This window comes from Streptomyces sp. NPDC050121, assembly GCF_044460385.1.
GTDB classification, from domain to species: Bacteria; Actinomycetota; Actinomycetes; order Streptomycetales; family Streptomycetaceae; genus Streptomyces; species Streptomyces soliscabiei.
On record NZ_JBITJV010000015.1, the window covers coordinates 86,982 to 101,634 of the forward strand.

General features: G+C 70.1%; 13 protein-coding genes. All 13 read right to left on the bottom strand.

The annotated features are described in order from the left end of the window. Nucleotides 1–747 precede the first annotated feature (747 nt). The gene (locus tag ACIBTS_RS23460; RefSeq protein WP_399321849.1) at nt 748–969 is read right to left on the bottom strand and encodes a hypothetical protein; all 222 of its coding nucleotides are present in this window, start codon (nt 967–969) and stop codon (nt 748–750) included. 185 nt (nt 970–1,154) lie between these two features. Further along, nucleotides 1,155–2,450, bottom strand: a complete 1,296-nt coding sequence (locus ACIBTS_RS23465) for a cation:proton antiporter (protein WP_399321850.1) — start codon at nt 2,448–2,450, stop codon at nt 1,155–1,157. Nucleotides 2,451–2,978: 528 nt separating this feature from the next. Further along, a complete protein-coding gene (locus ACIBTS_RS23470; RefSeq protein WP_399321851.1) occupies nt 2,979–4,076 on the bottom strand; it encodes an NlpC/P60 family protein in 1,098 nt (365 codons plus the stop codon). Between the two features lie 58 nt (nt 4,077–4,134). Continuing rightward, entirely contained in the window at nt 4,135–4,617 is a 483-nt protein-coding gene (locus ACIBTS_RS23475) for a poly-gamma-glutamate biosynthesis protein PgsC/CapC (protein ID WP_319670574.1), read from the bottom strand. After that, nucleotides 4,614–5,885 (bottom strand): poly-gamma-glutamate synthase PgsB, encoded by a 1,272-nt coding sequence (pgsB, locus tag ACIBTS_RS23480; RefSeq protein WP_399321853.1) that lies wholly within the window; start codon nt 5,883–5,885, stop codon nt 4,614–4,616. Before pgsB ends, ACIBTS_RS23475 begins: the two co-directional genes overlap by 4 nt. Before the next feature lie 6 nt (nt 5,886–5,891). Continuing rightward, nucleotides 5,892–8,147, bottom strand: a complete 2,256-nt coding sequence (locus ACIBTS_RS23485) for a cache and HAMP domain-containing protein (protein ID WP_399321855.1) — start codon at nt 8,145–8,147, stop codon at nt 5,892–5,894. A 334-nt stretch (nt 8,148–8,481) separates the two neighbouring features. Continuing rightward, the gene (locus tag ACIBTS_RS23490; RefSeq protein ID WP_399321857.1) at nt 8,482–10,398 is read right to left on the bottom strand and encodes an ArnT family glycosyltransferase; all 1,917 of its coding nucleotides are present in this window, start codon (nt 10,396–10,398) and stop codon (nt 8,482–8,484) included. Nucleotides 10,399–10,667: 269 nt separating this feature from the next. Next, nucleotides 10,668–11,936, bottom strand: a complete 1,269-nt coding sequence (locus ACIBTS_RS23495) for a DUF418 domain-containing protein (RefSeq protein WP_399321858.1) — start codon at nt 11,934–11,936, stop codon at nt 10,668–10,670. Nucleotides 11,937–12,081: 145 nt separating this feature from the next. Further along, nucleotides 12,082–12,525 (bottom strand): PIN domain-containing protein, encoded by a 444-nt coding sequence (locus tag ACIBTS_RS23500; RefSeq protein ID WP_285556848.1) that lies wholly within the window; start codon nt 12,523–12,525, stop codon nt 12,082–12,084. Then, nucleotides 12,522–12,791: a CopG family transcriptional regulator gene (locus ACIBTS_RS23505; RefSeq protein ID WP_399321860.1), complete on the bottom strand. Its 270-nt coding sequence runs from the start codon at nt 12,789–12,791 to the stop codon at nt 12,522–12,524. The genes ACIBTS_RS23500 and ACIBTS_RS23505 overlap by 4 nt, the downstream gene beginning before the upstream one ends. Before the next feature lie 270 nt (nt 12,792–13,061). Beyond that, entirely contained in the window at nt 13,062–13,490 is a 429-nt protein-coding gene (locus tag ACIBTS_RS23510) for an arsenate reductase ArsC (RefSeq protein WP_399321861.1), read from the bottom strand. A gap of 24 nt (nt 13,491–13,514) precedes the next feature. Beyond that, nucleotides 13,515–14,258, bottom strand: coding sequence for an aquaporin (locus ACIBTS_RS23515; protein ID WP_399321863.1), 744 nt, complete (start codon nt 14,256–14,258; stop codon nt 13,515–13,517). Then, nucleotides 14,255–14,629 (bottom strand): ArsR/SmtB family transcription factor, encoded by a 375-nt coding sequence (locus ACIBTS_RS23520; RefSeq protein WP_399321864.1) that lies wholly within the window; start codon nt 14,627–14,629, stop codon nt 14,255–14,257. The genes ACIBTS_RS23515 and ACIBTS_RS23520 overlap by 4 nt, the downstream gene beginning before the upstream one ends. Nucleotides 14,630–14,653 lie beyond the last annotated feature (24 nt).

The window sequence follows — 14,653 nt, forward strand, 5'->3', positions numbered from 1 at the left end:
GACTGGCATCAATGTGCACTCGCTACGGCTCCTCCCAGTCGACCTACGCGTCGACGAGCTTCGGCCCGGGAGAAGGCGGCTCGGGTAGGGCACTCGCCCACGTCACGGCGTCGTGCCCATAGTGTGCCCTTCAGAGCGCAGAACCACAGTCAACAGCGGTGCCACCAGGCACGCAGTCTGCGGTGACACAACGAATCTGCGCAGGTCAGCAGCCACGTAGGTGCCCAAGCGCCGTCGCTTCCCAAGCTGAGAGCGCGAGTTCGATTCCCGTCACCCGCTCCACGACCAAGGCCCAGGTCAGAGACCCGGGCCTTGGTGCGGGCCATGAGGTCTTGCGGCCGTAGTACTGTCGGACGAGGAGCTGGACAGTGCGGCGCGAGCGACGCGGATCAACGAGCCGCGCCTGGCAGGATGAAGACCGGCCGGCTGAACGAGCCTGCCGGTGCCGGCACAGTGGACGCGTTGCTCGGGCTAGCGGTCGTGGTGGCCAACGCCGTCATCAGATAGGGCAGTTGGCCGTCCGGGTCCGCCGACCGGCCGGCGCGGCGCTGTTCCGCCGGTCGGCAGGGCGGTCCAGGCCGGTCGGCGGGGGTGTCACCGAAGACTGTCGGGTGGTCCGCCTCCTGACGGCACCGCCGCCTACGAACCCCTCAGGGCCCCTGGGCGGATGTGCCGCCGCCTCGCCGGGCAAGGCCATGGTGCCGGACCGCGGAGACCTCACACCGAAGGAGATCTCCCATCGCCGGCTCAGTGGACCAGTGAGGCCGCCCGCGTGGCGAAGATGTGCGCCCCTGCTTCGTAGAACTCAGGACGGACGACGAACAGGACACCAGCGCCCGCCGCCAGCGTCAGGCCGAGAAGTTCCAGCAACCCGCCTCTGCCACGTGTGACGTCACGGCCGGGCACGTCGATGTCGGCCGATGCCCCGAGGCCGGTCTCGGGCTCCTTGTTGCGAACATGCTGTGTCATGCCTCCAGCCTGGACGCCCGGCCGCTCTCCGCACATCCGACGGCTGTCGGGCCCACCCCCGCCGAGTGGCTGGAGAAGACCGGCCTGGGGTGGTAGCCGTCGGGGCCGCGAGGCGGACGCGCCGCAAGCACGGCGACACCGGATGACGCGACGGCACCGCGAGACACGCAGCACCGCCAGGCACATCAACTCCGCATGGCGACGACCCGTGAGTCCGGCTCGTCGGTCCCCGGGGAGCCAGGGCCGTCGGCAGCCGACGGGGGCGGGCCGGTCAGGGACCGGGCGATGGCCACCGAGCCGCCGCCGTGGAGCAGAACGCTGCCGAGCACCGTCAGGGTCATGGCGTACAGGGCGGTGTCGGCGTACAGCCCGTCCGGCAGAGCGTTGAACGCGAGCAGGCCGAACACGATGGAGGTGGTGCCTCGTGGTCCGAGCGCGCCGACCATGAGCCGTTCTCGCCAGGTGAACTTCGAGCCGAGGAAGGCGAGCATGATCGGAAGGATGCGCACGACGGTGAGCGCGGCGACGCAGAGCACGACGGTGGGCCAGTCGATGCCCTCGCCCAGGGCGAGCACCACGGCGTTGCCGAAGAAGAACCACATGCACATCGTCGCCATCGAGTTGGTGTCCTCGATGAGCTGGAAGTCCGAGGCGTGGGGAGCCGAAACGCCCCGTCGGCGAACCGGCGCCTGCCTGACGTAGCGGAAGGCGATCCCGCACACGAACGAGGCCACGAAGCCATTGCCGTCCATCGCCGTGGTCACGGTGTAGGCGAGCAGCGGTGTGACCAGCACGACGATCCGCCGGGACTGCTCCGTCATCCACTCCGCGCGGTCGGCCATATTGATCAGCCACGCCACCAGCGCACCCACCACGAAGCCGGCCACGAGGGCCTTCAGCGCGAACGGCACGGCCGTGCCGAGGGCCTGCACGGGCGTGCGGGTGACGGAGTTGGTGCCGACGAGGATCAGTGCGAACAGGAAGAGGGGCGAGACGATGCCGTCGTTGTAGCCGCTCTCCACGTTGAGCACGCTGCGCACCCTCGCCGGGATACGCCGGTCGCGGACCAGCGTCTCGGCCGGGGCGAAGTCGGTCGGGACGACGATGCACGCGATGAGCAGCAGCAGCGCGACCGGCAGGCCGGGCAGCAGCCACATTCCCAGCAGCATCATCGTGATCAGGCTCAGCGGCAGGGCCACCAGCAGTGCCCGCGCGGCGGAGCCGGGGTCGTTGCCGAACAGTCGCCCGCCCGGCAACTCGGTGGCGTCGACGAACAGCAGGACGGCCAGGATGACCTCGGCCACGTGCTGAGCGACCTCGGAGTTCAACGCGGCGGCGATATGGCTGTGCGTGAACAGCCCTGTGACGACGCCCGCGAGCACCAGCACCAGAGGAGCCCGCACATGCCGCTGTTCCAGCCGGCCGGCGACCAGCGACCACCCGGCCACCACCGTGGTGATCACAATCAGGACAGAGATCATTTCAATCCGCTTCAGAACTCGTAACAGACCAGCGGCCGCCCCGGCCCCCGCTCCGACAGCTCAGCAGCTCCTCGCCGTGTCCGCCCCGACGCCGAGCCGGGCACTGCGTGAATATCGGGGATCGAGTGGTGGTCAAGAAGCGCCCTTTCCGGGCTCGGCCGATGTCGCATGGAGCGACGAACAGGATCATTTGGCATTTCTTCCGCCTTGTCCATCCCGCAGTCGGCTGCTCCACCCCCGCCGATCGGCGGGGGTGGACGGTCCGGCCCATGCATCGACCGTGTCGCCGCGCCGTAGTAGGGGTGGACCGCGGCGTGCCCCATGCCCCAGGCGTACAGCAGTGCGGCGATCAGTGGTGGGGCGGAACGGCAGGTGAGAAGCGGAGACTGTGCGGGGGCCGCGGGCACCGCACGTGCGTGCCGTCCGGCGGTACACCGACCGGCACGCACGGCGATACGCGTCGAGTGGGGCTACGGCTTCCGGCGTCCGCACGCGGGAGGCGTCACCCGTCACCCCGCGGCACCGCAGTCAGAGGCGGCGGGCCGCGCGCAGCCCTTGGGCGTAGTAGCCGTCACCGTCGAGCCGTGAGGTGCCGCCCTTGTCACCCATGGTGGGGCCGCCCGCGTTCTTCCGGCTGGAGATGAAGCGCGAGTGGTCGGCGGTGTCCAGGCCGAGGTAGATGCCGATGTGGCCGATCTGTCCGCCGGGCAGCTCCCGGGTTCTGAAGAAGACCAGGTCGCCGGGCTGGAGCTGCTGGATGACGGCGGGGCGGCGGTCGGTGAGGGGGATCACGGGTACGCCGAGCTTCGCGTGGGCGATCGCGTCGGCGGTCCGCTGCAGCCCGCTGCCCGCCGCGCTGTCCCTGCTGTTCAGCCGGAACCCCGAGCGGTATCCGTACACCAGCCGGACATAGCCGGAGCTGTCGACGGAGCGCGAGCGGTCCTTCTCGGGGCTGCGGGTGACCGCGTCGGGGAAGGTCCAGGGGATGCCCAGGTAGTCGTAGAAGTCCGAGCCCATGCGCGGCTTCGACTTGCCTTGCTTGGCACGCCCGGAGTCGCTGGTGGTGTCGGGTGTGTAGCGGGCGGCACCGCTGTATGTGACTCCCGCTGCCGTCTTCCGGGCCGGGGCGCCTGCGATGTAGTCGAAGGCCGTGGCGAGGATGTCGGGATCGCGGCTGCCGAGCCGGGACCTGAGCCAGGTCCTGAACCAGTCGCTCTGCTCCGCGCCACGGGCCCATGCCTTGGGCAGCAACCGCACCCAGCTCTTGGTGACGACCTTGGCATCCGTCGTGCGCGGCTCCGCGAACGTTCTGCTGGGCCCTGTCAGCACGGCCGTACGGGCGCCGTCGGTGAACGTGGCGATGACGGTGCCGCGCCGGTCGCGGGCGACCGTGCGGGCGGGGTTGCCGATCCGCTCGAAGTACAGCGGGCCGCTCCTGACCCGGATTCCGGCACCCGGTGACGCCTGTGACGCCTGTGATGCCTGTGACGTCTCCGGATTGTCGGTGCGGTGCCTCAACTGCAGGGTCAGCCCGCAGCTCGCCGCGAGCAGGACGGCTGTCACCAGGAACAGGGCCGCGTTCCTGGTCAGGGAGAACCTACGGATTCTGGGCAGAAGGCGTTTCACTGGTCAACTCCGCTGGGGGGCAAGGTGAGATGGCGCCGCATGTCGGGGAGGAGGCGACTCATGTCGTCGGCAGGGCGCCCAGCAGCAGCCCGGACACCAAGATCACGTAGGTGGCGAAAGTGACCGCGCCGGTGGAGAGGACCGTCGCTGTCTTGGGCTGCCTCTCGAGCTGGTAGGCGATGAGACCGGGGACGATGAACCCGAGGGCCTGATGGGCGAACAGCAGGGGGAACTGCTGCTGGAGCAACAGGGAGAGCCCGGCCTGGAGCAGGACACCGATGAGCACGACGGCGGCGAACAGCCGCTTGCCGTAGAGGATGACGAAGCGCTGCAGCAGCTTGGTCAGCAGGTAGGTCAGGGCTGCCACGGCCGCGACCATGGCGGCGCGCCGCAGATCGCCGACGAGGGTGAGGGCGAGCCAGCCGGGGGTGATCATGCCGCCCGGTGAGAGGTTCGTGGTCAGGTAGCACAGGAGGGAGAACACCAGACCGAGTGCGATGCCGATGGCGGCGATCTGCGGGGTGACCACTGCGGGGATCAACGGGATTCTCCATGGGAGGAGTTGTGGTGGGCGCCGGGCGATGTGAGGGCGTCGCTTTGGCCGGCGGGGTCAGCGGCGGCGTCGGAGTGTTCGGGCGCGAGTGCCGCGAGCCGCTCCAGGAAGAGTTCGCCCTGGCCGTGGCTGTTGCCGATGGCGACGAGCGAGGAGTCCGGCCCCAGGTGAGCCAGCAGGTCCGTGGTGAGCCGGTCGGCATCGCGGCGGTCGCCGCCGAGATCGACGACGTTCCCGGTCCAGTGGGCGGGTATGGCGTCGGCGGCCGACTTGGTGGGATGGCCGATGAGGAACACCGTCTCCGGGTCGAGCTGGGGGATGAGCGCGCCCATCTGCCCGTTGCGCTCCACACGGTCGGGACGGCAGTTGATGACGACGTGCAACGGACGGTGGATCGCGCCCAGTTCGAGCAGCTGCTGGATGTTCATCAGTGTCGACTCGGGGTCGTTGGCGGCGAAGACGTTCGCGAAGCGCAGCCGTTTTCCGCCAGGGGTGCGGTACCGCTCGACGGACAGCACACCCGGGTCCGGTGGCGCCTCGTACATTCCCTTCAGCGCGGTCGCGCGGTCGACGCCGAGCAGTTCGGCGACCGCGAGTGCGATGGCGACGTTCTCCTTGAAGGTGAACCAGCTGAAGCCGCGCAGTTCCTCGTCGGTGACGGTTTCCGGGTCGGCGTAGACCAGCTCGCAGTTCCGGGCGTCGGCCTCCTCCTGGAGGATGTGGAAGCGCTCCTTCTCGGCCGTAACGCAGACGCCGCCCGCCGGCAGGGACCGGCACAGGGAGCGGGCCACGTCGTCCAGCGTCGGGCCCATCTCGGCGAGATGGTCCTCGCGGACGTTGCAGAGCACGCCGATGGTGGAGCGGATCAGCTTGGTCTGGTTGATCTCCTGGAGTGCGGGCATGACGGCCATGCACTCCATGACCAGGACATCGGGTCGGTAGCCGGCGGCCCGCCGGACGATGCCGATCTGCTCCACGACGTTGGCGATGCCGAACTTGCGGTAGACGGGCTCTTCGGTGGCGTCGGGATGGATGAACCGGGCCGCGGTGCCCGTGGTCTTGGCGACGGTCACCAGGCCGCTGCCGCGCAGCGCGCCCGCGCACAGCCGGGTGATGGAGGACTTGCCGCGAATGCCGTTGACCAGCACTCGGGTGGGTATGGCGGCCAGATTCGCGTCATGGCGGCGCTGTTCGACGATGCCTGCGACGAGCAGGCCGGCGCAGCACGTCGCGAGGACGCAGTACAGGAAGAGCACGGCGGGTCAGCTCCTGGGACCGGGGCCGGACAGGGAAGTGGAGGCGGTGGGCGGCCCGTCCGGGGAACCGGGCGCGGGCGATGCGTCGGCGCGGGGGAGTCGCTGTCTGATCAGTTCGAGGCTGCGGGCGAGGGATCCCACCTCGTCGTGGTAGCGCGGGTAGAGCACCGTTCTGCGGTCCCCGGCCGCCAACGCCTCGGCGCCCTGGGTGACTTCACGCAGCGGACGTACGACGACGAGGTACAGCCAGCCGAGGCAGAGGGCGCCCGTGGTCACCCCCAGCAGACCGACGAGCATGATCCGCCGCTGGGCCTCGTACTCGGGCAGGCCGATCCAGAACACCGGCCTGATGGAGGCGACGCTCCAGCCGAGTGCGCTCGCGACGCCCCGCTTGTCGTTGAACGGCGCCACTGCGGCGACCGCCGGATCCCTCCAGCCGAGCAGCAGCTCGGCGGAGCCCTTGGTCTTGCGGACGGACTTCAGCTGGGCCCGCAGCCGGCCGTCGGAGACCCGCCCGAAGGCCACGAACCCCTTGTTGGACGCGATGACCCGGTGAGCGGAGTCCACCAGCCACACCGAGCCGAGACCGGGCCGGTTGAGGATGCCGGCCAGGTACTGGACCTTGAACTCGCCCACGACATAGCGGCGTGCGGACCTCGCCGGCGCACCCTTGACCTGCTGAGCGGCCACGGCGGCGAGCACCGGTTCCGTGCCGGACGTGTTCGTCTGCATGACCCCGGGCCTGATGCGGACCTTCTTCGGGGTGCGGGGTTCACCGCCGGCGCGTACGAGGATCTCGCCGGCGCCGTCGACGACGTACAGGGACTGATATCGGCCGTGCTGCTCCAGGGATCTGTCGAGGATCTTGCGTGCCTCCTCCGACCGGGAAGTGTCGATCACGGTGGCGAGATGGGCGAGATCGGCGTATCCGTCGTTGATCCCCCTGCGTACGCGATCCGCCGTCGTCTCGGTGCGTTGCCGCTGGTCGTCGGAGATCACCCGCGGTACGACCGCAGCGGGGTGCGGCCAGGTGCTGCCGAGCGTCAGCAGCATCGACGCGGGCCAGGCCAGCAGAGCGAACGCGCACACCACAAGGACGGTGCGCAGTCCGAGCCGACGCCGGCCCTTGCCGGTCCCGAGAACACGCCTCCTGGCCGGTGGCTGCGCGACCGTGTCCTGCGACGGCTCGCCCCTGCCACGGAGTTGCAGGCGCAGTGCCTCCAGCGCGGCGCCGACCCGGCCGGGTTCCCCGAAGCGGGACACGTGGACGGGAGCCGTGAGGTCACCCGAGCCGAGCCTTAGCGCTTCGCGACGCAACCGCAGCACAGGCCGCTGCACCACCATGTGGAGGGCGGCGGTGACCCCGGCCGCGAGGATCAGCAGCACGGCCGCGGCAAGGACGGCGAGACGAAGGTCACCGGTCCCGGCCCCATGACGCTCGGTTCGTACCGTCGTGACGACCGTCAGCCCGAGCGCGCTGCTCGGACTCTCTTTCGAGGCAGGCGCCCGGGCCACCGCGGCGTACCCGACTGCGGTACGGGTCTTGCCGTCCGCTGCCCCGACGAGACTGCCGCTCGGACCGGCGAAGCCGCCGGCAGTGGCGGCGTCCGACGGTCCCTTGCTCTGCGCCTCGCGGGCGGCGGCGCCGACCAGCGCCTTGGCCCGGTCGGTGCCGGATCCCGGCCCGGCCGAGGCGAGGGTGGCTCCGTCACGGTCCACGACGTCGAGCGTGTGATTCCTGCCGACGGAGATGCCCGGCAGCTTCAGGCTCTGGGAGGCGACGAGCAACTCCTGCCTGTCGCCTTGCGACAGGGTCGCGAAGGCCAGTAGCCGGGTGACGCCCGAGTCGTCCCGCACCAGTCTCGGAGGCGGGTTCGCCGGCAGTCCACGAAGGTTCACCTTCCCGAGCGGTACGGCCTCGCCGTGCGAGGCGAGCAGCCCACCGGTGGACAGGTCGACGACGGCGGTACCGCGCCACTTGCGGTAGGTCCGGTCGAGGCGGGTCAGCAATGCGTCCGCCGGTACGGACTTGGGGCCACCGAAGTCCGCGGCCGCTGCCCGCAGATCGGTGACACTCTGGTCGACGGCGCCCTGCAGCGCGACCGCCCCGTCCTCGGCGATGTGCTGCTGGGAGCTGAGGACAGCTTCAGGAACGCCCCGTTCGGCATCGCTCCCGACGGCGAACACCGTCAGGCCCGCGACGAGCGCCAACAGAACCGGCAGGGCCGCCAGCGGCGGCCGCACACCCCCCAACACAGCCATGTCCGCCCGACGCCGAGCCGGGCCCCGCGTGGATATCGGGGATCGATTGGTGGTCAAGAAAAATCCTTTCCAGCCTCTGCCGATTTCGCGTGAAGCGACGAACGAAAGTTCTTGACCTGTCTGACGGCGGGAATGCTTCGCCGGTTTATCGGGGCGGCGTGACGGAGCTCACTCAACTCGCCTGACCTGCTAGTTTGCCGCACCATGAGAATGGTTAATTCAGGATTCACGAGATGCGAACAAATTGCGATGGGTCGCCTGTGGACGGGGCGACAATTTCCCGCAAGGATTATTTTGTATTTGTTCTGCCTTGCCCATCCCGCAGTCGGCTGCTTCACCCCCGCCGATCGGCGGGGGTGCGGCAGTCGTAGAGGGCGAAGTTGCCCCTGGTGCGCCAGCCGTAGGCCCCGGAGCGGACGCGGCTGCAGTGGGACTTCACCCACGTCGTGGCGGGGGTGGTGGGTCGCAGGTGAGTGAGCAGCACGTAGCGGAGTTGGTGAGTGGCGATCAGGTCGCCGAGCTGCGGGGCGCTGGGGAAGGGGGTCTTGCCGGTGAATCCGCCCATGACGAGCACGGGTTGGGCCTGAGCGCGCAGCAGACGTTCGGCGGGGTAGGCGGCCTGGGTCGCGAGCAGGTACTTCTCGCCCTTGCGGTGCGCGATGAGGTAGTCCAGCAGGGCGGCGTCGCGGGTGCTGGGCCGGTCGAGCTCGGCCCGACGGAGAGCGGACGGGTCGTGGAGGGCCCTACGGTAGGCCTCGCCGACCGGACCCGCCGTCGGCGACGTGGACGCGCCCGCGTAGCGCGGGTCGAGGGCCGAGACGGCCCAGCCGGCGGGTACGAGCAGAGTGGCCGCGATTCCGGCGGCCAGAGACCCTTGGACCAGCCTCCGGGAGGCGCGTGACCCGCTGGACCACAGGCCGACCGTCCCGCACACCGCGAAGACCACGGCGAACGCCAGCAGCCGGGAGGCGAACCAGGTCGGCCCGTCGAGTACGAGCGTCCAGGCCACCGTCAGCACGATCGCCGACGGCAGCCACAGCCGTCGCCTGCCGCCGGACTCGTGCGCGGACCGGAAGAGCGCGAGCCCGCCTCCGGCAAGCGCGGCGATCGCCGGTGCGAGCACGGCCGTGTAGTAGACGTGATTGCCGTTGGAGACGCTGAACACCACGGCATGGATGGCGAGCCAGCCGCCCCAGAGGAGGAAACCTGCCCGCGGCAGGTCGGTCCGCGGCTCGCGGGCGCGCCAGATGAGGGCCGTTACGGCGGCGAGCACGGCGAGCGGCAGGAACCAGGCGATCTGCGGGCCGACGGTGTGGTTGACGAGCATCCCCCAGCCGGTGTTTCCGGAGGTACGGCTGGCGGCGGTGCCCGGGACCGCGCCGAACGCGGTGCCGTCGTCGCCGAAGCGGCTCATGCCGTTGTAGCCGAAGACCAGGCTGAAGGGGTTGTTGTTCGACGTACCGTCGACATAGGGGCGGTTGCCTGCGGGAGTCAGCCACGCGATCAGCGCCCACGCGCAGGAGACGGCCAGCGTGACCGCACCGCTCAGCAGGAGGCGCAGAGCCCTCCGCAACGGCGACCCGCTCGCGGTGAGTTGATAGACCACGGCGAAGACCGGCAGTACGAGCCAGGCCTGCAGCATCTTCGTCTGGAAAGCGAGCCCGACCCAGACGCCACACATGATCAGCGGGAGCAGCCGTCCGGTCCGTGCCGCCTTCTGCAGGGCTCCGGCGGCTGCCACCAGCAGCAGCGTGAGTGCGGTGTCCGGGATGGTGGCCCTGTTCAGTACCACGGTGACCGGAGTGAAGGTGAGCGTCAGCGCGGCGATCAGTGCGGCGAACGGCCCGGCCCATGCCCGTACGATCCGGTGCAGCAGCCACACGGTGAGCACGCCCTCGATCACATGGGGCAGCGCGGCCGCCCACGTGTGCGGCCCGAAGATCCATACGGAGACGGCATCGGGCCAGAAGGCGCCGGGCAACTTGTCGAGCGTGATCGAACCGCTGGTGTCGAGACCGCCGAAGAAGAAGGCCCGCCAACTGGTGGCCATCGACCGTATCGCCGCGCTGTAGTAGGGGTGGATCGCGGCGTGCCCCATGCCCCAGGCGTACAGCAGTGCGGCGACGCCCAACACCGCGGCCAGCGCCGGGCGTTCCCAGCGCGCTGGAGCTTCCGGCCGGTCGGTGCGGCCGGGCGGTTCCCGGCGGAGGCCATGGGAGGCGGTGCTCCGGGCAGTGGGGATGGCGGCCATGGTGAAGGTCCCTGGATCAGTGGTCGGGCGGAACGGCAGGTGAGAGGCGGAAGGCTGCGCGGGGGCCGCGGGCACCGCACATGCGTGCCGTCCGGCGGTACGCCGCCCGACAGACCGGCGATGCGCGTCGAGCGGCGGCTACGGCTTCCGGCGCCCGCATGCCGGAGGCCGACGCACGCTGCCGCGCATCCCCGGAGGGCTGAAGCACACCGGGGATGCGAACAGCGGCCACTCCTCGTACCGACTTCCCGGGGTTGCCCGACCGAGGTTCATCGGACGCGATGCGCCAGTTTGGTGGCGCCGTTGAGCAGGTATTCCAGAGGTCCGCGGCGGAAGAAGCGGGACCAGATCGCCGCGAACAGGGTGGCCCCGAGGATGAAGCAGAGCAGCAGCGCGGCGGAGGCGGACTGCGGCGGAGTGGCCGCTTCGCCGGGCAAGGCGAGGATCACCAGAATGTGGCCCACGTAGAGGGTCAGGGACATGGTGCCGACGGCGATGACCGGGGCCGCCGGCCGGCGCAGCCACGGCAGCCGGTCGAGGGCCACCGTCAGACACAGGAGCACGGTGATCGCGATCCCGATGCTGCCGATGAGGTCGAACGTGGAACCGCTGTGCGGCTCGGCTGCCAGCAACCCCCATGCGTCGGAGCCCCACAGCCCACCACCGACCGGCGTGTCGAAGGATCCCGACGCCATGCCGGGGTCCTTCATGGCACCTGGGTCCTTCATGGCGGACATCCCGGCCATGATCTTCTGAGCGCCGCCGGTCAGCCGCAGCGCCAGCCACGAGACGCCGTACCCGAACGCGATCAGCGCGGGACCGACCACGGCCAGCCGCCGCCTCACCGCACCGGAGGTCAGATCCAGCCGGCCCAACGCCATGCCGGTGACCACGAACGTCATCCAGGTGATCGCCGGGTAGAGGCCGAGAAGCAGGAGGTCCAGCACGCCCACGCCGGAGAGCCGCGCGATCGGGTCCCAGGAGTCGATGCTGTTCACGATCGACTCGGTGAGCAGCGCCCGGATCACGTACGCCAGCTGCGGCGTGACGACCGCGAGCGTGACCGCGATGATCGCGAGCGTCCTGGCCCGCAGCCGAAGCAGGGGCAGGGCGAACAGGAAGTACACCGCGTAGAAGTTGAGGATCCCGGCTCCACCGAAGTTGGTCATCGCCAACGCGCTGCCCAGCACCAGCAGGATCACGGCCCGGATCACGATCCGGGCCCTCGCCTGCCGGCCGGCCAGTGCGGTCTTCGGCTCGAAGCGGCCTGCGATCAGCATCAACGAGAACCCGGCAAGGGTGGCGAACAGAGCCGACGCCCGGCCGCTCGCCAGCTCCAAGAACCAGTCGCCGACGCCGCCCCCGGGCGTGGGGGCGGGGCCGACGTGCACGGCGAACATTCCGAACACGGCCAGTGCACGGGCGAGGTCCACCCCGACCAGCCGCGCCATCGGCGCGGGGCGTTCCGTCGCCGTGGCGGACTCAGCTGAGGGTAGGGGCCGTCCAGGCGCCTTGTCGGCACTTTCGATCTCGGTCACCGGGACAACCCTGCCGAAGCGCGGACGCCACCAACCATCCGACAGGCTACGGGAGTTGTCCCGCCGGTCGGCCCCCACCACCCCGCCGATCGGCGGGGTTCGGTCAGGGCAGCAGTCGGGCAGCCCTGCCCGGAGAAGGAGTTCCTCAGAGCGGGAGGTCGTCGGGGAGTACCCGGAACGCCTTGTAGCGTCCCAACGGGCGTACGGCCCGGAAGTCTCGTCGGTCGAGGGTGAGAATCGCGTCCGTGTCGTAGTCGGCGGCAAGCGCCACGTTCACCGCGTCGGCGAGGTCGAGGTCCAGCGCGCGGTAGCGGACACGGACGGACTGGGCGGCGCCCAAGTGGTCCTCCGTGATCTCCGGCAGGACGACACGACCCCGGCTCATCCAGCGCCGCAGGTCGTCGACCGCGCTGAGGGCGGCCTCCCTGCCGAGCTCACGCGTCGCCACATGATCCAGTTCGGCCAGCAGGAGCGGGGACATGACCAGCAGGCCCGCCGCCATGATGGCCTCGTTCGCCGCCCGGTGTTCCGGATGAGCCGAGTCCAGGGCTGCCAGAAGGCCGGACGTGTCTGCGATGACGATGATCACGCGGCGGATCCGGGACCTGGGCCGGCCTCATGCCCGACGACGGCGTCGGCGACCGTGTCGCGGACCTCCGACTTGGACAGCGTGCGGCCCGGCCCCTCGAAGGTGCGTGAGAACAGCGGCTCGTCCCAGACCCGGTTCGCCATGGCTGCAAGGTGGATGCCCTGGCGGATGATCTCGGCCTCGCTTATACCTCGGCGCTTGGCGGCCTCCTTGATGATGGCCAGGTCCTCGGGGTCGGCGTAGACGTTGGTGCGCTTCATGGACATGTACCAAGAGTAGTCCATGTACCGGACTGCCCCATGTCCCGTCCCGTTTTGGAGGGCCGGCCGAGCCGAGCTCACAGGCCCCGTCCGTCGTCGTGCGGCAACAGGACCTCGACTCCGTGCTCGCTCAGACGCCTGGGCTCACGCCCGCCGGACGCCCGACGCCGAAGAACCTCACCAAGCGGGCTACGACCGCTGCACGCGCCAGGCGATCGAGTCCACGCCCTGGCGGCAAGGGCGCCACTGTGAGCGACTGCCCCCCGTTGGCGGCCGTCATCCACGGGGCTGCACACCGAGGTCGGTGAGCAGGCCCCTGACGCGGTCCTCGATCTCGTCGCGGATGGGGCGTACGGCGTCGACGCCCTGCCCTGCCGGGTCGTCCAACTTCCAGTCCAGGTAGGTCTTGCCGGGGAAGACGGGGCAGGTGTCGCCGCAGCCCATGGTGATCACGACGTCCGACGCCTGGACGGCCTCGACGGTGAGGATCTTCGGGGTCTCGGCAGAGATGTCGATGCCCGATTCGCTCATCGCCTCGACGACGGCGGGGTTGACCGTTTCGGCCGGGGCCGAGCCGGCCGAGCGGACCTCCACGGCGTCTCCGGCGAGGTGGGTGAGGAACGCCGCCGCCATCTGGGAGCGGCCGGCGTTGTGGACGCAGACGAAGAGGACGGAGTGCTGCTCGGCGGCGGGGGTGCTGCTCATGGTGGCGTCTTCCTGGGCGGTGGGTCAGGGAAGGGTGGGGGCGGCGAGTTCGGGCTCGGCGTGCACGGCGGAAGTACCGGCCCGCGCAGGAGCCGGGCGCCCGAAGACTGCCGCCACCAGCGCAAGTCCGAGTACGGCACCGACCACCTGGGCCGCTACGAAGGGGGCGACCGATCCAGGTGCGATGCCGGCGAACGTGTCCGTGAAGGCACGGCCGATCGTCACCGCCGGGTTCGCGAACGACGTTGAGGACGTGAACCAGTACGCGGCCCCGATGTACGACGCAACCGCCACCGGGGCGAAGTGGGCACGGCCGACTCGGGCCAGCCCGAAGATCAGGAGAACAAGGCCGGCGGTGGCCACGATCTCGCCCAGCAGGAGGTGGCCGGCCGAACGGTCGTGCGTCGACCACCGCACCAGCGGCTTACCGAACATGGCGTCGGCCAGGACTGCACCCGCTGCCGCACCAGCGATCTGGGCAGAGACGTACGCGCCCACCTGCCGCGCCGTGAGCCCGTCGCCTGCACGGCGGCCGGTCAGCCAGGCGGCGAGCGTGACGACAGGATTGAAGTGAGCCCCGGAGACAGGCCCGAGCAGCACGATGAGCACGCCCAGGCCGAACACGGTGGCCAGCGAGTTGGCGAGCAATTGGACGCCGACGTCCCGGGACAGTTCGGTGGCCTGGATGCCGGAACCGACCACCACCGCGACCAGCGCCGCCGAGCCGACGGCCTCGGCCAGGGCACGGCGCCCCAGTGAGGCGCTCACGCGAGTGCCTCGACCGCGGTCGGCGTCTTCAGGAACACGGCGAGCCGGTCGAGAGCCGCCGGTAGCACCCAGTAGTACACCCACGTGCCACGGCGCTCGCAGTCGATGAGACCGGCTTGGCGCAGGAGCTTGAGGTGGTGGGAGATCGTCGGCTGGGACAGGTCGAAGGCGGGGGTCAGCTCGCAGACGCAGACCTCGCCGCCCTCGCCGCGTGAGGCGATCATCGACAGCAGGCGCAGCCGGACCGGGTCGCCCAGAGCCTTGAACACCTTCGCCAGCTCGGCCGCCTGGTCCTCGTCCATCGGCGCGGATGCCAGCCCCGGGCAGCAGCCGGCGTCCTGGCCGAGCACCTCAAGCTCTTGTTTCGACATGCTTCTATGTTGACGTTTTTCGAT